The sequence below is a fragment of the Methyloglobulus sp. genome (assembly GCF_046714055.1).
Taxonomy (GTDB): Bacteria; Pseudomonadota; Gammaproteobacteria; order Methylococcales; family Methylomonadaceae; genus Methyloglobulus.
The window spans coordinates 11,875-31,575 of sequence record NZ_JBKKBJ010000081.1 but is presented as its reverse complement, the minus strand read 5'-3'; the positions used below and the strand labels follow the sequence as shown (position 1 = coordinate 31,575).

The 19,701-nt window shown below is 47.7% G+C and carries 15 protein-coding genes; 3 read left to right on the top strand and 12 right to left on the bottom strand.

Annotated elements, in window-relative coordinates:
- Nucleotides 1-141 precede the first annotated feature (141 nt).
- Nucleotides 142-2,799 carry a UPF0182 family protein gene (locus ACLQ6D_RS04910; protein ID WP_411726170.1) on the bottom strand — a complete coding sequence of 886 codons (2,658 nt, stop codon included), beginning with the start codon at nucleotides 2,797-2,799 and terminating at the stop codon, nucleotides 142-144.
- A 145-nt stretch (nucleotides 2,800-2,944) separates the two neighbouring features.
- Between ACLQ6D_RS04910 and ACLQ6D_RS04905 the strand changes: the two genes are divergently transcribed.
- Nucleotides 2,945-3,115: a cation-transporting P-type ATPase gene (locus tag ACLQ6D_RS04905; RefSeq protein WP_411726169.1), complete on the top strand. Its 171-nt coding sequence runs from the start codon at nucleotides 2,945-2,947 to the stop codon at nucleotides 3,113-3,115.
- 78 nt (nucleotides 3,116-3,193) lie between these two features.
- Here ACLQ6D_RS04905 and ACLQ6D_RS04900 read toward each other — a convergent pair whose 3' ends face one another.
- The 8 genes from ACLQ6D_RS04900 to rluD all read right to left on the bottom strand — a co-directional run bounded on the left by ACLQ6D_RS04900 (nucleotide 3,194) and on the right by rluD (nucleotide 10,208).
- Nucleotides 3,194-3,421 carry a DUF433 domain-containing protein gene (locus ACLQ6D_RS04900; RefSeq protein WP_411726171.1) on the bottom strand — a complete coding sequence of 76 codons (228 nt, stop codon included), beginning with the start codon at nucleotides 3,419-3,421 and terminating at the stop codon, nucleotides 3,194-3,196.
- Nucleotides 3,422-3,626: 205 nt separating this feature from the next.
- On the bottom strand, nucleotides 3,627-4,085 hold the full coding sequence (tadA, locus tag ACLQ6D_RS04895; protein ID WP_411726168.1) for a tRNA adenosine(34) deaminase TadA: 459 nt from the start codon (nucleotides 4,083-4,085) through the stop codon (nucleotides 3,627-3,629).
- The gene (guaA, locus tag ACLQ6D_RS04890; protein ID WP_411726167.1) at nucleotides 4,076-5,662 is read right to left on the bottom strand and encodes a glutamine-hydrolyzing GMP synthase; all 1,587 of its coding nucleotides are present in this window, start codon (nucleotides 5,660-5,662) and stop codon (nucleotides 4,076-4,078) included. Before guaA ends, tadA begins: the two co-directional genes overlap by 10 nt.
- Complete coding sequence (locus ACLQ6D_RS04885) at nucleotides 5,659-5,820, bottom strand: hypothetical protein (protein WP_411726166.1); 162 nt, start codon at nucleotides 5,818-5,820, stop codon at nucleotides 5,659-5,661. Before ACLQ6D_RS04885 ends, guaA begins: the two co-directional genes overlap by 4 nt.
- A 164-nt stretch (nucleotides 5,821-5,984) precedes the next feature.
- Complete coding sequence (gene guaB, locus ACLQ6D_RS04880; protein WP_411726165.1) at nucleotides 5,985-7,451, bottom strand: IMP dehydrogenase; 1,467 nt, start codon at nucleotides 7,449-7,451, stop codon at nucleotides 5,985-5,987.
- 213 nt (nucleotides 7,452-7,664) lie between these two features.
- Entirely contained in the window at nucleotides 7,665-8,537 is an 873-nt protein-coding gene (locus ACLQ6D_RS04875; RefSeq protein ID WP_411726164.1) for a ZIP family metal transporter, read from the bottom strand.
- A gap of 2 nt (nucleotides 8,538-8,539) precedes the next feature.
- Nucleotides 8,540-9,274 carry a peptidoglycan editing factor PgeF gene (gene pgeF / locus ACLQ6D_RS04870; protein WP_411726163.1) on the bottom strand — a complete coding sequence of 245 codons (735 nt, stop codon included), beginning with the start codon at nucleotides 9,272-9,274 and terminating at the stop codon, nucleotides 8,540-8,542.
- Nucleotides 9,264-10,208: a 23S rRNA pseudouridine(1911/1915/1917) synthase RluD gene (gene rluD, locus ACLQ6D_RS04865; protein WP_411726162.1), complete on the bottom strand. Its 945-nt coding sequence runs from the start codon at nucleotides 10,206-10,208 to the stop codon at nucleotides 9,264-9,266. Before rluD ends, pgeF begins: the two co-directional genes overlap by 11 nt.
- A 114-nt stretch (nucleotides 10,209-10,322) precedes the next feature.
- On the opposite strand from rluD, the gene ACLQ6D_RS04860 reads away from it, so the two are divergent.
- Nucleotides 10,323-11,213: an outer membrane protein assembly factor BamD gene (locus ACLQ6D_RS04860; RefSeq protein ID WP_411726161.1), complete on the top strand. Its 891-nt coding sequence runs from the start codon at nucleotides 10,323-10,325 to the stop codon at nucleotides 11,211-11,213.
- Here the strand turns inward: ACLQ6D_RS04860 and ACLQ6D_RS04855 are convergent.
- Together ACLQ6D_RS04855 and ACLQ6D_RS04850 are read right to left on the bottom strand one after the other, a co-directional pair.
- Nucleotides 11,194-11,388, bottom strand: a complete 195-nt coding sequence (locus ACLQ6D_RS04855) for a hypothetical protein (RefSeq protein ID WP_411726160.1) — start codon at nucleotides 11,386-11,388, stop codon at nucleotides 11,194-11,196. The two genes, ACLQ6D_RS04860 and ACLQ6D_RS04855, sit on opposite strands and share 20 nt — an antisense overlap.
- A 9-nt stretch (nucleotides 11,389-11,397) precedes the next feature.
- The gene (locus tag ACLQ6D_RS04850) at nucleotides 11,398-13,785 is read right to left on the bottom strand and encodes a Lon protease family protein (RefSeq protein WP_411726159.1); all 2,388 of its coding nucleotides are present in this window, start codon (nucleotides 13,783-13,785) and stop codon (nucleotides 11,398-11,400) included.
- Nucleotides 13,786-14,210: 425 nt separating this feature from the next.
- Between ACLQ6D_RS04850 and ACLQ6D_RS04845 the strand changes: the two genes are divergently transcribed.
- The gene (locus tag ACLQ6D_RS04845) at nucleotides 14,211-14,525 is read left to right on the top strand and encodes a BON domain-containing protein (RefSeq protein WP_411726158.1); all 315 of its coding nucleotides are present in this window, start codon (nucleotides 14,211-14,213) and stop codon (nucleotides 14,523-14,525) included.
- 132 nt (nucleotides 14,526-14,657) lie between these two features.
- Here ACLQ6D_RS04845 and ACLQ6D_RS04840 read toward each other — a convergent pair whose 3' ends face one another.
- Nucleotides 14,658-19,688: an EAL domain-containing protein gene (locus ACLQ6D_RS04840; RefSeq protein ID WP_411726157.1), complete on the bottom strand. Its 5,031-nt coding sequence runs from the start codon at nucleotides 19,686-19,688 to the stop codon at nucleotides 14,658-14,660.
- Between the last annotated feature and the right edge of the window lie 13 nt (nucleotides 19,689-19,701).

The window sequence follows — 19,701 nt, the reverse complement described above, 5'->3', positions numbered from 1 at the left end:
CATCCCTGGTGGTCGGATGGACACCGCAGTTGGCGGATTACGCCGCGCCCAGAGGTCAAACAAAACGGATAGATCGCGTATGTTGCGCGGCTAATCCGCCCTACAATTTATCCGACTTACGGACTTATTATTTTAAAAACGCTAATTCTTGCCTGGCCGGGCATTTGCCTTAGACGTCCCCGTTTTGTTGACATCGGCAGCACCTTTGATAAACATCTGTTTCAGGCGATTGAACGCCGACCCAAAAGTGGTGTCCATGACCACACGATTACCGATAGAAACAATGATCCTGGAAAGTTTAGGGATGGCGTTTGTAGTCGAGACTATATAAACCGGTTGTACATAGAGCACGCTATTACCCATCGGCATGACAACCATGCGCCCCAATTGAACTTTTGTACCGCCTTGGTTCCAGAGGGTAAATAGGGCGGAAACTTCCGGGTCTTGGTCAATCAGCGCTTCAACCTGCGCCGGCCCGTTGACCTGGACATCCTTAAGGAACTTATAAATGGTAATGCTGGGCTTATAAGCCGCACTGCAGGTCGTGGTGTCCATTATACCGGCTACGCCTATCATGCTGAGATTATTGCTGTTGACCGGTGTCATCGGGTTCAGCATGACATACTCCTCCGCATTATTGCAATTGCCGAAATCGATGGTCTGATAATAAGGTTTTACCGGCTGGCCACGTACTGTGGCGAATTGCCAAGTCTCGGCTTGTTGGTAGAATAATGCTGGATCTCGTTGATGGTATTTTGCATAAACCTTCATCTGCAGATAATACAGATCCCTGGGATAACGCAAATGTGATGCTAGCTCGGCAGGCATTTCATCAAGGCTTTTAAACAGGCTGGGATAAGCCAGGCTGTAGGCCTGAATGATGACGTCCGAGGGGTCGGAGATGAAATACTGTACGCCGCCGTCTAAAGCATCGACGGCTATTTTCACGGAATTGCGGATATAGTTGAATTCTTGCTTGCCCTCCAGAAAATCGTCGTCGGCAAGCTGGGTAACAGGATACCATCTGGAGAGCGTATAAGCATCCTGTATCCAGTAAAACCGGTCTTTGGTCACCACCAGATAAGCATCATTATCCAGATGCAGGAAGGGCGTTAATGTTTGGATGCGCGCGGTGATATTCCTGCGCATCAAGACCTGGCTTTCTGTGGATATATTGGGGGAAAAAAATATATTCTGGTCTTTGAAATAAACGGCAAATAATGCTTTTCTGAACTGGGAGGGAATGGGGATGCCGCCTTTGCCTTGATAAGCGCTTGCCATATCGGGGTCGGATGGTGTGCCGGAAATCCCCATGACATCAAGAGAGTTGGGGACAATGGCGTAACTGTAGGGTTCCTGGCCATAATAAATATCCGGGTATTTGACTGACAGGCCAACGTTCGAACTCAGGTTTAAATCGCGCATATACCAGATCAGTGGATTACCGGCATCCTGGGCAGCCGCTGTGACGACGGCGCCATAACCGTGCGTATAACGCAAATGGGTGTTTTCCCAGTTTTGCGCTTCGGATGGCAGTTTGGCCAGGTTGACTTCCCTGGCGGCAAGGTTGACCTGTCGGGTGTGATCTAGAAGAAAATAGCGGTCTTCATCGACAGACAGGAACGTGTAGTAGGGCCTTATCGACTGCATCTGTCTATAGGTGTCAATCAGGATTTCCCGGTCCCAAACCGGTATGTTTTCAAAGTTTTTCTGCGTACTCCATGCCTCGATGTCATCAATGGCATTCAGCTTGACTGGCTGATCTACCGTTTTAATGTGTTTTAAATCATAGGCATCCAGGGTTGCATCAATATTGTGTTGAATAAACGGTTCTTGCGTTTCCACAGGATTGGGATTAACGATATATTGTTGTATTAAATCAGGGATAAACTGAACTTTAGGTAACCCTAAAACACATAAAAAACCAGTCAGCGCTATCAAAAACGGTGTCTTGCGACGGTGTTGTTCTGATAAAATAAACAGGCCTGCGGTGATTGCCGTCGCAAGGAAGGTGACAATCTTTAACCAGATAAGCGGTAATTGATAGCGTATTTCCACAAATCCTGGCCCATAAAACACCGGTTGATGGTTCCCGGTATATAGCAGTGAAAACCGCTGCAGCAAAAATCCCCAGACCACAAATAGAGCAATGGAACCGATCAAAATCATCAAATGAATTTTGGCGCCTGAAGACATTTCCTTGCTTTGATCGGGCACATAAGCATCTTCCAGCCAATACAGGATACCCACCATGCAGAACAACAAGCTGGCCGTGGTCAACAATTCCTGTTGAATCAGCAGGTAGAGGGGATAAGACAACAGGTAAAAACTGATGTCATACCCGTAAACAGGCTCGATTACGCCAGACGGGCCACCGAAAAAAAATAATAATGCCGTTTCCCAATGTTCATAAAACGGAATAGCGATATAGATGGCCAGCAACAATGAAATTGGAGCGTAAATTTTTACCGAGCCATTAATAAAGTTAGCTGCAATTCGGTGAAAATCCAGGCCTTTCTCAATATTTTTTAGGGTTTCGACCGAAGGATTAAGGCCTAAATAACGCGAAGCGATCCAAAAATGAAAAAAGAAACTGAAGAAAAAAAATAGCGTTACGCCACCTGACAGAAAGAATCTATAGAGCAGTCGGAGCCAGAAATAGGATTCAAACTTTAATGACTGAAACCACCATAAGTCAACAAAAAAATCAAGGAATATGAATTGGAAGGCAACATATAAAATGGCAGCGATAACTAATATCGCCCCAATAAAAGCGGATAATCGCTTCAAATTTCGCATAACGTCCTCCTTAAAAAGAATGTGCTAACAATGCTTGAGACATAGACATAGTGGTTACGCATCGACTGGTATACTAACTCTTCTTATTTTATACTGCCTGTCAATGCGTTACTCCATACTACATTTTTATAGGTAAAAAATCATAATGGGATCATTAATGATGAAAAAGAACCTATCAGACAGTCGTCCATGGCATTCTCTCCCTCCTGACGCAACTTGTGATGCTTTGGGCAGCACTGAACAGGGCTTAAGCCAGCAAGAGGCTCAACAGCGTTTGGCCCAATACGGCTTTAATAGACTGGCACCAGATCCATAGGATGTGCTGAACATAGGGAAGCGCATCGTTCGCGAAAGATGCGTCTCGTTCCTCAGCACATCCTATAGCCCTGTAACTTCATGAGGTTGTTAGTGTTGCCTTGTGGTGTTTCCTATCCGCCGCAAATCGAAGGCAAGCGGTAATATCTTCATTATTTAACTCTGGAAAATCCTCAATGATTTCATCACGGCTCATGCCATCAGCCAGCCATGTTAAAACATCGTAGACCGTAATTCTTAATCCCCTAATGCACGGCTTGCCGCCTCTTTTGTCCGGCTCCATGGTAATAATGCTTTGATAATTAATACTCATGCTTGATTTCCTCTTAAACGGTGTAACGTTGTATTTGATGAAGGAAATTATACGCTTACAAGTTGTTGGATGGGTAGATATAAGGGTTGGGTATACTTTGCAGTCTCATTACGTATCAGTTTAAGGAAGCTTAATGCCCCCAGTCTAGTAACGGTTACAGCTGCTAATGGTACGTACTGTGTACCCTAAAAGCTACAAGCTAACGCCTGATCCTAAAAAAATCTTTGAGCAATTCAGAGCAATCCGCTTCTAGCGCTCCCCCTAGCCAATTGACCCTGTGGTTTAAAAATCCAGCATCGGCTAGGCTTAACGCACTGCAAACCGCGCCCCGCTTAGGGTCATAAGCACCAAAAACCAGGCGTTTTATTCGTGCATGGACAATGGCTCCCATGCACATGACGCAGGGTTCCAAGGTCACATACAAGGTAGTATCCACCAACCTGTAATTTGCCAGCGCCTTGCCGGCCTCGCGCAAGGCGGTTATTTCCGCATGGGCGGTCACATCATGATTGGCTATGGGCGCATTCCAGCCCTCGGCAATACAGCGGTTGTCCTTGACCAGCACCGCACCAATGGGAACCTCACCTAGCAATTCAGCCCGTTGCGCCAGTCTTATTGCATAACGCATCCAGGCTTCGTCTTGCTCCGTTATTCCCATTCGATAGTGGCAGGCGGTTTACCCGAAATATCGTAAGTGACGCGGGAAATGCCAGCGATTTCATTGATGATGCGACGGGAAACTAGGTCGAGAAATTCGTAAGGCAGGTGTACCCAACGTGCGGTCATGAAATCGATGGTTTCAACGGCGCGTAATGCAACGACGTAATCATAACGGCGGCCATCGCCCATGACCCCTACCGACTTCACCGGCAAAAATACGGCAAAGGCTTGGCTGACCTTGTTATAAAGATCATGCCGGTACAATTCCTCGATAAAAATGGCATCCGCCTGACGCAACAAATCCGCATAGTCCTTTTTGACTTCACCCAGTATCCGCACACCCAAACCCGGCCCTGGGAAAGGGTGCCGAAAAACCATATCGGAAGGCAAGCCTAATTCCAAGCCTATTTTCCTCACCTCATCCTTGAACAACTCGCGCAAAGGCTCAACCAGCTTCAACTTCATGTTGTCCGGCAAACCGCCGACATTGTGATGCGACTTAATCAGATGCGCCTTACCGCTTTTGGAACCTGCCGATTCAATCACATCAGGATAGATGGTGCCTTGTGCTAACCATTTTGCATCGATCAGCTTGCTAGCTTCTTCATCAAAGATTTCGACGAACAGGTTGCCAATAATCTTACGTTTTTGTTCAGGATCTGCAATGCCTTTCAGGGCATCAAGATAACGCTGTCCTGCATTGACCCTGATAACCTTAACGCCCATATGCTCGGCAAAGGTTGCCATGACCTGATCGCCTTCATGGAGACGCAGCAATCCGGTATCGACGAATACGCAGGTCAACTGGTTAGCAATGGCTTTGTGCAGCAATGCCGCAACGACAGAGGAATCAACGCCACCCGATAAACCCAGAATAACGTGGTCGCTGCCTACCTTGGTGCGGACAGCATGAATGCTATCGTCAATAATGCTGCTGGCTGTCCACAACGCCTCGCAACCGCAAATTTCAAGTACGAAGCGAGACAGTATTCTAATACCTTGTTTGGTGTGAGTGACTTCGGGATGAAATTGCAGGGCATAGAATGCCCGCTTTACATCGGCAATCCCTGCAATTGGTGCACCATAGGAACTGGCAATCAGTTTAAAACCTTCAGGCAAAACAACAACCCGGTCACCGTGGCTCATCCAAACATCGAGTAAACCGTAACCTTCAGGCGATAAATGGTCTTCTATGCCTTTCAATAACTTGGAATGCCCATGCGCCCGGATTTGCGCGTAACCGAATTCCCGGTGCTTGGATGATTCGACCCTGCCACCCAATTGTTCGGCCATGGTGTGCATACCGTAACAAATGCCCAAAACCGGTACGCCCAGTTCGAATACTATTTGCGGCGCTCTGAGCGTATCGGCACTGGTAACCGTCTCAGGGCCACCGGATAGCACAATGCCATTGGGTGCGAAGTGTTTAACTTCTTCAGTCGAACATTCGCAGGAATAGATTTCGCAGTAAACGCCGATTTCTCGAATGCGCCGGGCGATTAACTGGGTGTATTGTGAGCCGAAATCCAGGATGAGGATTTTGTGGCTATGGATGTTGGTTGATGGTTGTTTCACCGTGTTTCCTTTTTAGCCACTACACATTCGTCTTTTTCGTCATTAAATGTCCCTCTCAATTCAAGACATCGATCAACTTCTCGGAGATGTAATATTTTCGGCGCAACCCAAACTGCGATAATTGCAATCAGGGTCAATACGATAGGTGCTCCAGCCATAATAATCGCATCAGTTGTAAAGCGACTTGAGATACCTTGATTGGGTAGTTTCTTGTTTATCATCGAAATATTTGGCAAATGCGAGAATTGACTGGGTTATGTTGTACCAATTCTATCTACAAGCTTTTTCGTGTGACCCTCAATAATGATTGCCCACCAAACAATCACTCCATCCGATAATTGGGCGCTTCCTTGGTAATCGTCACATCATGCACATGGCTTTCCCTTATACCCGCACTGGTCACGCGCACGAACTGCGCCTTTTCATGCAAGACTTTGATGGAGTTTGCGCCGGTATAACCCATGCTCGAACGCACGCCACCTAACAACTGGTGAATCACCGCAAGTAAACTGCCTTTGTAAGGGACTCGGCCTTCAATCCCTTCTGGCACCAGCTTTTCAACGGAGTCGGTTTCATCCTGAAAGTAACGGTCGCTAGAACCTTGCAGTTGCGACATGGCCCCTAATGAACCCATGCCACGGTATGATTTGTAGGAACGCCCCTGAAATAATTCAATTTCGCCTGGCGCTTCTTCCGTCCCGGCAAATAGTCCACCTAACATTACTGCATGGGCGCCCGCTGCCAAGGCTTTCGCAGCATCGCCCGAATAACGGATACCACCATCGGCGATCAAAGGTACGCCTGTACCTCTCAACGCCTCCGCGACACTACTGATGGCGGTAATTTGTGGAACACCTACCCCGGCGACAATCCGCGTGGTGCAAATCGACCCTGGGCCAATACCTACTTTTACGCCATCTGCCCCTGCCTCAACAAGGGCTAATGCAGCTTCAGCGGTCGCAATATTGCCGCCAATAACCTGAACACCTGGATAATAGCGCTTGACCCAGCGAATCTTGTCAAGCACACCCTGGGAATGTCCGTGAGCGGTATCAACGATAATTACATCCACATCCGCCGCAATCAGCATATCGACCCGTTCTTCGGTGCCAAATCCGATGCCTACAGCCGCGCCCACCCGCAACCGTTCCTGATCGTCTTTGCAGGCTTGCGGGTAATCTTTCGCTTTTTGGATGTCTTTGACGGTAATCAGGCCGCGCAAATGAAAGGACTCATTCACCACCAGGATTTTTTCTATGCGATGCTTATGCAATAAAGCGATGGCTTCCTTTTGGTCGGCATTTTCCTTCACCGTCACTAACCTTTCTTTTGGGGTCATCACTTTGGTAATCGGCTCATCGAAACGTGTTTCAAAACGCAAATCACGGCTGGTCACGATACCAACCAATTCATCACCATCAACGACAGGAACCCCGGAAATATTTTTGGCGCGGGTCAGCTTAATCACATCCCGAATGCTCACATCAGGCGAAACAGTGATAGGATCTTTAATTACTCCGCTTTCGTACTTCTTGACGCTACGCACTTCCCGCGCCTGCTGTTCAGCGGTCATGTTTTTATGGATAATGCCAATGCCGCCTTCTTGTGCCATCGCAATCGCCAGCCGGGCTTCGGTAACCGTATCCATAGCGGCGGAAACCAGGGGAATATTGAGCGCAATAGTGCGGGTCAACTGGGTTTTGATTTCGACCTCGCTGGGCAATACAGTCGAATGAGCGGGCACCAACAAAACGTCATCAAACGTAAGCGCTTCCTGGATGATTTGCATAATTTACACCTCACTACCTGTGAAATAGCACCATATTATACGGTTAACCAGGGTTTTTTCTGTAGAACTAAAAACTATTGACTTTATAAATAAAGAAAATTTTTATTAGAACCCAATAGTTCGAGCTTAAAAGTTGTCTAGTTACAGCGCTTTCGCTACACGGCGGTTTAAATTGCAATTAATAGAGGTTCCCATAACTAATATTTTGGCGATTTATCTCTTATTAAATTCCACCTTCCGATTATCGGCTTCAATCGTATGGACAACGCCATGCAATGAACATATCAGCAAAACCCCGGCGGCAATCAAGGCTATTTGCTGCAATGAGGTTTTTATATCGGTTTTTTTATGTAGTGACGGAATTAAATCGGCGACGGCGATGTAGATAAAACTTGAGGCTGCCAGCGCCAGGAAGTAAGGCAAGCTGTCGTGCAGATCTTCCAGGCTGTAATAGGCCAACACACCGCCTACCACGGTGGTCAAACTCGCCAGGATGTTGTAAACCAAGGCCTTGCTTTTGGAATAACCGCTATGCAATAAAATGGCAAAATCCCCCACTTCCTGGGGAATTTCGTGGGTGGCAACCGCCAGGCTGGTGACGATACCCAGCTTAACGTCGGTTAAAAATGCAGCGGCAATCAATACACCGTCAACAAAGTTATGGATGCCATCACCCACGATAATCAATGCGCCTGCGGATTTGACCATGCCGTGATGATGATGTCCAGCGAGGACTTCAAGTCCTTGATCGTGATTGGAGTCATGAACTTCATCGCCGTGGGCTTCACAACTTTCGATATGGCAATGTCGCCAGATCAGCAATTTTTCCAGCACAAAAAAGCCGAGAATACCGGCTAAAATTGTTCCTGATAAGGTTTGGAACTGCTCCGGTTTAATGTCGGCAAAGGCTTCTGGGATCAGCCCCCAAAACGCCACGGACAACAATGCGCCGATAGCAAAGCTAATTCCGTGGGGTATCACCGTGTTGCGTTTTTCATCCGGCAATAAGAGGAAAACAGCCGCCGCGATCACGCTGAGTACGCCGCCAATGGCGGTAAATATGATGATTAATAGCAATAAATTCAAGTTCAATCTCTCCAGATTAGTGTCGCCATACGCCCTGTGTCCTTATCCCGGCGATAGGAATAAAACCGTTCGTGGTCGGTGACAGTACAAAAATTACTGCCGTAAACCTTGCTTATACCCAGCGCAGCCAAGTTGAGTCGCGCCAGTTGATAGATGTCGGCTAACCATTTGTTATGGCTGTGTTTTTTAAAGGCGGCAATGTAGTCAGCAGATTTTGTCACAAAAGCAGTACGCACTTCAGCGCCGACTTCAAAGCGTTCCCGCCCGATTGCCGGGCCTAACCAAACCAGCGCGTCCCTGTTTTGCATTGCGGCGATCGTGTTGTCGATTACGCCATCTAACAAGCCGCGCCAACCGGCATGGATTGCCGCTATTTCGGTGCCATTAGCAGCGCAGACCAGCAAGGGCAAACAATCTGCCGTCAATACGGCGCAAACCACGCCGGGCTGGTCGGTGTAACTGGCATCAGCTTGCGGCGGCGAGGACATTGCAGTCGCTTTAACTGCTCGATTGCTATGTGTTTGGTTCAGCCAGGCAGGCTCTGAAGGTAAGTTCAACAGAGTTTTTATGATTTGCCGGTTTTGGCTGACCAAATCGGGATTATCCCCGACGTAGGCAGCTAAATTTAAGCTGGCGTAATCGCCTTGACTGACACCGCCAGTGCGTAAGGTCATTGCCGCGTGTACATTCGAAGGCGCAGGCCAGTCCGGTTGCAGCCAGTGACTATTAGTCTTCATTTTCTGATAAAGCCCTGATCAGACGAACCAAATCGTCGGGTAAGGGTTGCTCCCATTCGCAATATTCATCAGACAATGGATGTTGCAGTCCCAGTTTTGCGGCATGTAGGGCTTGGCGCTTAAAACCACGTAATTCCTTCTCCAATTCAGCACCGCAATTGGGCGGCATTTGAAAACGTCCGCCGTAGACAGGATCGCCCAAGAGCGGATAGCGGATATGCGCCATGTGTACCCGAATTTGATGCGTACGGCCAGTTTCCAACATCAATTGCACCAAGGTATGATGGGCAAAGCGCTGGACGACCCGGTAATGGGTGACGGCAAATTTACCCGACTCCCTGACCGTATAGCGTTTGCGGTCAGTAGGATGCCTGCCGATAGGCTCATTGACCGTACCGCCAGCGGTCATGCGGCCCCGTGTTACGGCCAGATATTCTCGGATGATTTCCCGCTCTTGCAGTTGTTGCGTCAGGCTGTTATGGGCTTGCAAGGTTTTTGCAATCATCAGCAAGCCGCTGGTTTCCTTGTCGATTCTATGGACAATACCCGCCCTAGGCAAGGTTTCCAGATTTGCGTCATGGTTAAGCAAGGCATTCAGCAAAGTTCCGTGCCAGTTGCCAATAGCCGGATGGACAACCAGTCCAGCAGGCTTGTTGACGATTAACAGGCTGTCATCCTCAAATACGATGTCCAGGGGAATAGGTTCCGGGCTAGATTCGATGACCGTCTCGGCCTCGGCATCGAGCGTGATTTCCTCGCCGCCATCCAGCTTTGCCTTTGGGCTTACCGTTGTTAGGTTATTAACCTGTACACGTCCAGACTTAATCCAGGTTTGCAGTTTGCTCCGGGAATAATCTGAAAACAGTTCAACAAGCGCCTGATCCAAACGCAGGCCTGCCAGTCCATAGGGCACTGTTTCTTTGAATTTTGACATAACACTACTTCTGATTAGCTCAACGATACGTTATACTCGCCACAAGCAGTCGTTTCCAATCCTGAATGAAATCCAGCGAGTAAATTTCGCATCATACAACGTGTCGTTAGCCCTATGCGATTATTTTTGTTTAAATTACTAGTTATCATACCGTTAATTGTATCCATACAAGGCTGTGAAACAGTTAAAAGTTTAATGTCAGATGATTCAGAATCCAGCAAAAATGAATGTGCTGACTGGAAGGATTATGAATCGGGGGATGCTGACGATGACGATTGTGTCGATTGGGATGCCAACAAATTTCGTAGTCAGGCGAAAAAAGCCGTAGATGCCGGTAATTGGGAAAAAGCCATCAAAATCTATGAGGCACTGGAAGCACGTTTTCCGTTTGGTCTGGATTCGGCGCAAACCCAATTGGATATTGCCTATGCTTATTATAAAAATTCTGATCCCGAATCTGCGATAGCTGCGGCTGACCGGTTTATCAAAATGAATCCACGCAATCCTAATGTAGATTATGCCTACTATATAAAGGGATTGGTCAATTACAACCGCGATATAGGCTTTATCCAGCGCTTTATACCCTCCGATGCTTCGCAACGCGATCCTGGCAACGCCCGTAGTGCCTACGATATTTTTTCGGAACTGGTGCGTAAGTATCCGCAAAGCAAGTATGTGCCGGATGCCCGCAAACGCATGATTGCCCTCAAAAACAATCTCGCTATGCACGAGGTTCATGTCGCCAGATATTACATCAAACGTAAGGCTTATGTCGCTGCTGCCAACAGGGCTTCTTACGTTGTTGAAAAATACCAGCGCACACCCGCCGTGCCCTATGCCCTGCAAATCATGCAGGAAGCTTACACCAAACTGGATATGCCGGATTTAGCCAAAGATGCCGGCAGAGTGTATGAACTTAATTTCCCCAATGGCCCTCCGGTTCCAGAATATGAGAATGCCACGGTATCCCACAAGATATGGGATTTTATTGGGCTTGAGAAATAGCGTCCGGTAGACCATTCCCCATTTGTTTGGTTATTTTGTAGGATGGAATAGCGATAGCGTATTCCGTCAATTTCGACGCAGGACGGAGCAACATGGCTCGTCCGGCACTAGCGCCATCTTTTGGCGTTGTCTTTTGCACAATACCCGAAACGGCGAATTCAATTGCAAAATTCAACACCCTGGGTCATAAGCCATCTTCCTTGTCATCATCAAAAGCTAGGGCTGAAACTTCTTTCAACCGGGAGATGGCTTTGAAATGGATGCTGTGTTCTGGGTAATTGCCTTCTTTGTCTATGGTGCCAACGGGTTTTCCGGTCAATAACTCCAGCGTTTCGTCAACCGTTGCGACAGCATAAATTGCAAACAGCCCTTGCGTGACGGCATCGACGACTTCTTGCTTTAACATCAGGTTGCGTTTGTTAGCGGCAGGAATGATCACTGCATGGTGGCTAGTAAGTCCTCTTGCCTGGCATAGCCGGAAAAAGCCCTCAATTTTTTCATTAACGCCGCCTATGGCTTGTACTTCGCCGTATTGATTGATCGAACCGGTGACGGCAAAGTACTGCCTGATGGGGGTGCGGGTAAGGGCGGAGATAAGGCAGCATAGTTCCGCCATTGAGGCGCTATCGCCGTCTATGTAACCGTAGGATTGTTCAATGGCGATACTGGCTGAAATTGCCAAAGGAAATTCCTGGGCGTAGCAATGACCCAAGTAGCCGGTGAGAATCATCACGCCCTTTGAATGGATGGATTGACCCAACTCGGCCTCCCGTTCAATATCGACGATGCCCCTGGAGCCTGGGTATACGGTGGCGGTTATACGTGCGGGTGCGCCAAAACAGCTGCCGCCTATTTCAAGGACGGTCAGGCCGTTGATCTTGCCTACTGCCTCGCCCTCGGTATCGATAAGGATGGTGCCATCGAGCATTTCTTCCAACACCGTCTGGGATAGCCTGCCATTGCGGTATTCCCTGGCTACCAGGGCCTGCTCTATGTGCGCCTTATCAATGTGTCCACTGTTGGTTTGGCGACCAAACAATTGCGCTTCAGAGACGATATCAAGAGAATCGTTGATGTGCGCGGAAAGATGGTGCTGGTTTTCCGACAGGCGGCAGCTATGTTCGATGAGCTTTTGGATAGCGGTTTTGGTCAACGGCTTGGCGCCTGTATCCAGGGCATGTTTCATCATAAGCGAAGCAAACTGTTGGGTGGATTCATTGCTGAGTGGGATGTGGCCGTCAAAGTCGGCGAGGACTTTGAACATCTCGTTAAATTCACTATCCAGTTCTTCGAGCAGATAATAGATGTCCCGCGAACCCACCAGGATAATTTTGATATTTAACGGGATATTCTGGGGTTTTAAAGTGACGGTGTTGATACCCAAGTCCGAATAAGGCGATTCAATTTCAATGCGACCCGATTGCAGCGCACGTTTTATGCCCTCCCAGACAAAAGGGTAGGTCAGTAATTTTTCCGCATCGAGTATGAGGTAGCCGCCATTCGCCTTATGCAAAGAGCCAGGACAAATCCTTCGATAATGGGTGATTAATGTACCTTGGTCACTGACGTACTCGATGCGTCCAAACAGGTTTTGATACGTCGGATGGGGTTCATAAATGACCGGTGCGCCACTGTCTTGTTTGTGGTCGACCAGGATGTTGGGTGAATAAAGCTCGATTAATGCCGACCGTTTTGTTGCGTTATTGCTGGGTTCCAAGGCGTGGGTCGGCATCAGATAGTCGGCAATCGTGTTATTCAGGTTTTTTTTGATTTCCGATAAATAGCGATAGAGATCATCCATACCCTGATATTTATCATCAAGGGTTGCAAAGAGTGGAGTGATGGCTAGCTGGATGGTGTCGGTGTCCAGTTGTTTGATTTTTTCCACCAGGGTCCTGCGCCACTGGGGCAGTTCCAAAAGTACCTCGCCCAAATATTCCTCAAGCTCTTCAATATGTTGATGAAAAGCGTCCCGTTCGGCTTGGGGCAATTCCGCGAATTGCTCTTCATCCAAGGGTTTTTTGTTTTTGACCGGAGCAAAAGTAATGCCTTCGTTCTCCCGAAACAGCGCTACGTTAAGGCTTCTGGCCTGTTTCTCCACCAAATCAATCGCATTGTTATAAGCTTGATTAAAAGACCGCTCGATGGCAGATTTCTTTTGCTGGTAACTAGGGCTTTCAAATACAGCGGGGAATGTGACCAGTAGATTGTCGATCAGGTTTTCGATGTCATTGCAAAATTGCTCGCCCTGTCCTGCCGCTAGCTGGATAGCTAGCGGTTCCCTCTGGTTGGAACAGTTATCGACGTAAGCATAAGCAGGTGCGGTCGGCAGGTTTCTGGACAGCCCGTTCAGATGATGGGTGACCATGGATAAACGGCCTAATCCAGGCTCTCCCATAACAAAGACGTTATAGCCGGAACTGGTCATGGCAATGCCGAATTCCAGCGCTGATTGTGCCCTGGGCTGGCCTAAAATGTTACTTTGCGGGGTTGTTGCTGCGTTTAATTCAATCTCTACAAGTTCGATATTTAGCCTCAGGGATTCAGGCGGGAGTTTTAAGGTTGTAGGCATAGTTCAAGAAAAGCGATTAACATAAAACCGGAAATTCTAACATTGTTCTGGGTAAACACCGATTAGCCAGGGTTAGAACCGATATTGCGGTAAGGTTGATGACAGTGGTTACAATGGTTCGATATTGTTGTATTATGAACCCTGTGTCTCAGACCGGCTGTTTCATTTAGAACGTGTTTTAAAAGCTGCTACGCGACTCGATTGTTGCGTTGCGCGGTACTCGGAATCCTCATGTACGACGAGTACACTCCGGTTCCTGCGCTCCGCGCCTTGCACCCGAACCGCTCGCGACGCTTTTAAAACACGTTCTTAGTGGTTTTTCTTAATTTCGGGTTAAGGAATCATCGCCAGAATGTGCCGCAAAGGTAGCTTAAGTTTTTAGTATGCACTTTTTAGCCTGTTCATTCTTAATATAGATAAATACTATGCGTAAATTAAAATTAATAATTCTTTTTTTAGTAAGCCTTTCCCTGGTTCCCTTGATTGTCAGCTGTGCTGGAGGTAAAACTTATGAAAGTACGGGTGAACACCTTGATGATTCTGTTATTACCAGCAAAGTGAAAGCATCGATTCTGGGGGATTCTAAACTTAAAGTGTCGCAGATCGGTGTAGAAACTTTCAAGGGTGTTGTACAGCTGAGCGGTTTTGTCAATTCTAAAGAAGCGGCTACCAGGGCTGTGGATTTGGCGCGGCGGGTCAAAGGTGTTAAGCAGGTCAATAACAGCCTGATTGTAAAGTAACTTGGGGTATCCAAGTTACTTGTAGGGGCAGGCCTTGTGCCTGTGCTCATTGTGTCTTGTTGTCAGAAGTTGTATTGTTCATTGGCACAGTTTTGGGGCAACCACGAGGGTTGTGCCCCTACTGAATGCGGTTTAGGGTTCCGTGATACCGACAGGGATGTTTATAGGGTGGTTACCTTTGTTCCCCAGTGAGAAGTCAACAGACATCAGGGCGGGGATTTCACTACCGGAAACGGGATAGCTGAACAGGTAGCCTTGCATGATATGGCAGCCTAGCCCCAGCATGACGGATGCTTGATCCCTGGTTTCCACGCCTTCGGCAACCAAAGTTAAATTCAGGGCATTAGCCAAGCCGATAATAGTGCCTAGCAGCAACGGCGTATGTGGATTGCTTAAGAGGTCTTCGATAAACATCCTGTCGATTTTTAAGCCGTCGAGAGACAGCTTTTTTAACGATGCCAGGCTGGAAAACCCGCTCCCGAAATCATCTATCGCAATCTTTACGCCAAGATCCCTCAGGCGATTGAAGATTTCTATGCTACCCAACGCTTGTAAGGCGTTTTCTGTGATTTCCAGTTGCAGGTATTGGGCGGGAACTTGGGTGTATTCTAGTAGCTCCTTAATGCTGCTCAGTAAGCTGGGATCCTGAAAATACGCGGGTGAAATATTTACGCCGACCTGAATATAAGGCAAGCCAGCACGATGCCACTCGGCAATCTGTTCGCATGCCGCTTTAAGCACCCAATGGCCTAATTGGGATGTCAAGCCCAGTTGTTCCGCAAGGGCAATAAATTCGCCTGGAGAAATGATCCCTTTCTCGGGATGCTGCCATCGGGCCAGGGCCTCGACACCCACAATTTTTCCGGTATCCAGGGAAACTTGCGGTTGATAAAATAACACGAATTGTTCCTTTGCAGAGGCTTCACGTAACAAGCTTTCGTTTTCCAGGCGTTGCTGGACTTGGTTAGCCATGTGTGAAGAATAGAAAATGTAGTGTTGTTTGCCGGTCTGTTTAGCCCAATACATTGCTGTATCGGCTGCTTTCAATAATTCCGGTTCGCTGCTGCCATCTTTTGGAAATAACGCGATGCCTATGCTGGCTTTGGGCTTGATTTGATGATTGTCCAGCATGAGTGGCTGGTTGATTTTTTGCAAACAGCGTTTGGCGATCTCAGCAACGCTAGTTTCATCGGTTATGTTGTTCAGGATGATACAAAATTCATCGCCGCCAAGACGGGCGATAAAATCTATTTCCCGTGCCACAAGCTTAAGCCGTTGGGCGATTTCCTGGAGAAACTGGTCGCCATTATGATGGCCAAAACCGTCGTTGATGGCTTTAAAGCCATCTATATCAATGTACAAGAAGGCGAACCGTGTCTTGCGCTGCATTGCTGACTCAATCATGTCTTCCATGCGTTCCTGGTAATAGGAACGGTTTGCCAAGCCGGTAAGATTGTCGAAGTAGGCTAAGCGATGGATTTGCTTTTCAGTTTGCTTCTTGTGGGAAATGTCTTGAACGATGCCGGTAATAAAGACCAGGTTATTGCTGGCTAATGCTTCAATTTCTTGTTGTACTTCAATGACTTCTGATGGCGTTACATTGATTCGGTATTCAATGTGCTTAATGGCCTTGCTGTGGGCAGCGGCAATAATGACATCTTTGACGAACTCACGGTCTTCAGGATAGACCATGTCAATAAAACCGGCCAGTGAGCCGTCAAAGGCACTCAGGTCAATGCTGCATAATTGCGCCAGTTGGTCAGAAATAGTGAAGTGGTCGCATTGTATGTCCCAAGTCCAATAACCTAAACGCGCAATCCGCTGGGCGGCGCTCAACTGAAGTTTGCTGCTCCTGAGTTCGGCTGTGACTTGTCCGGTACGCAAGCCAAAATTGACACGCTGAATGAGAATTGGGTAATTAATGGGCTTAGTGATAAAGTCGGTGGCGCCCGCATTGAATGCTTTATCGATTGAATTTACATCATCCATACCTGTCGCCATGATAATAGGGATGTCGGTCAAGGTTAGGGCCTGCCTTAATAAGCGGCAGGTTTCAAAACCATCAGGGGCAGGCATTATGGCATCGAGCAAGATCAGGTCAGGCAACTGCTTTTTGACCTGTTTTATCCCTTCAGGGCCGCTTGCCGCTTCATCGACAATAAATGACGCAGCACGCAATGCTGAACCGGTGATTAAACGGAATCCCGGGTCATCGTCTATGATAAGGACTCTGTTTCTGGCTTGACTTTTTTGTTGTCCAGCCCTTTCGGTTCCAGGACTGGTTGAAACAGAAGGGGCTGAAGGGGAAAAGGCCGTGATTTCATTGCGCAAAGCGACCATTACATCAGGTAAGCCATCCACCATGGCTTGCAGTACTCCGTTAGCGCCCTGTGTGTGCCCCTGCCGTCCGATGGCTTCTAGTGATGCAGCGTTTTTGGCCAATGCTTGTGCACCCAGATTGCCACAGGATGATTTGAAATTGTGTGCAATGCTAGCCAGGCTCGCCGCATCGTTGTTTTTTAATGCCTCTTTTAGTTGGTCAATTTCCTTGGGCGCTGAATCCAGAAACATGGCTATGGCCTTATCCAGCAAACTTTCTCCACTGGATGTGGTCAATGAACGTAAATTTTCAAGGGCTGCCGGATTAAGCCTGATACCGGACATGGTATTAGGGTTATGTTCTTCGGGAGACTTTGTTGGGATGCTAGAGTCTTTCGCCGAAGCTTTATGCCCGGCAGGCAGCCATTTTTCTAACGCCTCTTGCAATTGCTTCCGGGTAAAAGGCTTGCTGAGATAACCGTCCATCCCAGCAGCGGCACATTGTTCGATAACGCCTTTTTGGACATCGGCAGTTAAGGCAATAATAGGTATAGGGTCGAGATTATCCGCCAATTCCCGCTGCCTTATTCGAGTTGCAGCCTCAAAACCATCCATGCCAGGCATGTGACAGTCCATGAGAATAAGATCATAATCTTCATTGGCTGACAGGCTCAAGGCTTCCAAACCGTTATTGGCTATTTGTACCTGGCAGCCGATGACTGAGAGTATTCCTTTGGCAACTTCCTGGTTGATAAAATTATCCTCTGCCAACAAGATATTTCCCTGCAACTGAGGCTCGTCTTGATTGGCGATGAGTCCTGGGGATGCTGGGAGATGCTCTCCCTCAGGGTCAAAAACATTTAACAATGTAGTTAACAAGTTTTTTTGTACGATGGGTTTGTTTTGAAAATGGCTGATGCCATATTGCTTGTATAGCTTGGGGTCAAGAGCGCCCAATAAAACGACTGACAGTGGTGGAATACGGGGTTCCGTTTGGATTGCCAGGGCTGTGGTCAGGCCATTCATGCCCGGCATAAAGTAATCTAATAATACGCAGGGGAAAGGATTATTGACTCTTGCCGCCTCAATCAAAGCCTTGAGAGCCGATTCGCCGTTTTCCACACAATGGCAGCGCATCCCCCAACTTGAAAGCTGATCGTAAAAAATAGCCCGACTCGTTGCGTTATCATCGACAACGAGAACCGTCTGGTTTTGCAAAGCGCTGATGTCTGTGCTGGGGCTGGAAGATTCAATGAAATCCAGGTTAAGGCTAAAAAAGAAACAGGAGCCATGCCCCAGGCGGCTTTTTACCTGGAGTTCCCCGCCCATGAGCGCAACTAACTGTTTGGAAATAGCCAAGCCCAAACCTGTGCCCCCATGGGTACGGGTGGTGGAACTGTCCGCCTGGGTAAAGCTGTCGAATATCTGATTTTGTTGCTCGGGCGCTATGCCTGAACCGGTATCGATGACTTCAAACAGGAGATGTTTACTTTGTTTAGGCCCTTGAGTAGGGAGCCAAGCCACTTTCACTTCAATTTGGCCTTGATCGGTAAATTTTAGGGCATTGCCCAGTAGGTTTACCAGGACTTGCCGGAGCCGTTCTTCATCGGCCCAAAATTTACCGGCCAGATCGTACGGCAAGTTTAAGATTAACTCAGGGCTTTCCCGTTCAATCTGGGATGATAACATTTCTGCTGTTTCTTCAAGAAGTTGACGTAGATCAAACTTCGTGGGCATCAGTTCGAATTTACCGGATTCAATTTTGGAAAAATCTAGGATGTTATTGATGATTCCGAGCAGGGATTTTGCTGAACGGGACGCAGTCTCAGCAAGCTGTTGCTGATGGGATTCGAGATCGGAATGAAGCAACAGTTCCGTCATGCCGAGAACGCCGTTCATCGGGGTGCGGATTTCGTGGCTCATGGTCGCCAAAAATTCGCTTTTGGCTTTACTGGCAGCTTCCGCTTTATGGGCAAGTTCGACCGCTTCATTCGTCTTGTTTTGCAAGTCCAGGGTGCGCTGGGCAACTTGTTCCTCCAAAATGTCACGATGATTTGAGACTTGCTTCTCATAAAGGGCCAAATCCCCAGACATTTTATTGAATGAACGAGCCAATACAGCAATCTCATCGGTTTTTGAAGAAACGGTGAATTCTTTGCCAAAGTCACCCCTAGCGATTGCATGCGTGGCTGAAACCAGTTTTTTAATGGGTTGGGTTATACGCCGCGTTTGCCATAAAGTCAAAAGTATGCCCAGGATGATTATGACCGGGGCAATCATCAAAGTTTGTAATACAATCAACCTGGAATTTTTATAGATGGTGTCTTGGCTAATCCCTAATTGAACGTAACCGATGATTTCGTCATTACTGGTTGGGTGCGGCACTGTGGTGAAATCACTCTCCAGTCCTGTGCCCGGCGTTCCTGCCTTGATATAAACTGGGGTGATGATGTTGATGTATTTTTTACCGTTGGGGGAGGTGTATTCGCTGGTTTTGGCCTGTCCGATTGGCGACTTGCCCTCGGTCAGCAGGGGCAGTTTGGTCAAGCCGTGTTGGGTTTTTTTTCTTAAGGGTTCCCTTGCCTTGTTATAAACAAGGATGTAAGCGATGTCCTTGTTGTCTTCCAAACTTTGCAGGGATTGAGCGATAGCTTCCTGATTCTCTGTATACACGCCAAATACGATGTCTTTTGAGAGCAAGGTAGCGATTTCTTCGCCATGCGCGGCAAAACTCCTGAATGAGTTGATTTGATGCTGCCAGATGATATAGCCAGCAGTGAGCAAAGCCGTCAGCGTAATCAGAAAAATAGTCAGTAAATTAAATTTTGAAGCGATTGATCTCATTGGCTTTTTCGCT

Coding starts and splice junctions, on each gene's coding strand:
- tadA (WP_411726168.1), bottom strand. CDS start 4,085: ATGGGAATAACGGAGCAAGACGAAGCCTGGATGCGTTATGCAATAAGA.
- ACLQ6D_RS04910 (WP_411726170.1), bottom strand. CDS start 2,799: ATGCGAAATTTGAAGCGATTATCCGCTTTTATTGGGGCGATATTAGTT.
- ACLQ6D_RS04850 (WP_411726159.1), bottom strand. CDS start 13,785: ATGCCTACAACCTTAAAACTCCCGCCTGAATCCCTGAGGCTAAATATC.
- guaB (WP_411726165.1), bottom strand. CDS start 7,451: ATGCAAATCATCCAGGAAGCGCTTACGTTTGATGACGTTTTGTTGGTG.
- ACLQ6D_RS04860 (WP_411726161.1), top strand. CDS start 10,323: ATGCGATTATTTTTGTTTAAATTACTAGTTATCATACCGTTAATTGTA.
- pgeF (WP_411726163.1), bottom strand. CDS start 9,274: ATGAAGACTAATAGTCACTGGCTGCAACCGGACTGGCCTGCGCCTTCG.
- rluD (WP_411726162.1), bottom strand. CDS start 10,208: ATGTCAAAATTCAAAGAAACAGTGCCCTATGGACTGGCAGGCCTGCGT.
- ACLQ6D_RS04840 (WP_411726157.1), bottom strand. CDS start 19,688: ATGAGATCAATCGCTTCAAAATTTAATTTACTGACTATTTTTCTGATT.
- ACLQ6D_RS04885 (WP_411726166.1), bottom strand. CDS start 5,820: ATGGCTGGAGCACCTATCGTATTGACCCTGATTGCAATTATCGCAGTT.
- ACLQ6D_RS04905 (WP_411726169.1), top strand. CDS start 2,945: ATGGGATCATTAATGATGAAAAAGAACCTATCAGACAGTCGTCCATGG.
- ACLQ6D_RS04845 (WP_411726158.1), top strand. CDS start 14,211: ATGCGTAAATTAAAATTAATAATTCTTTTTTTAGTAAGCCTTTCCCTG.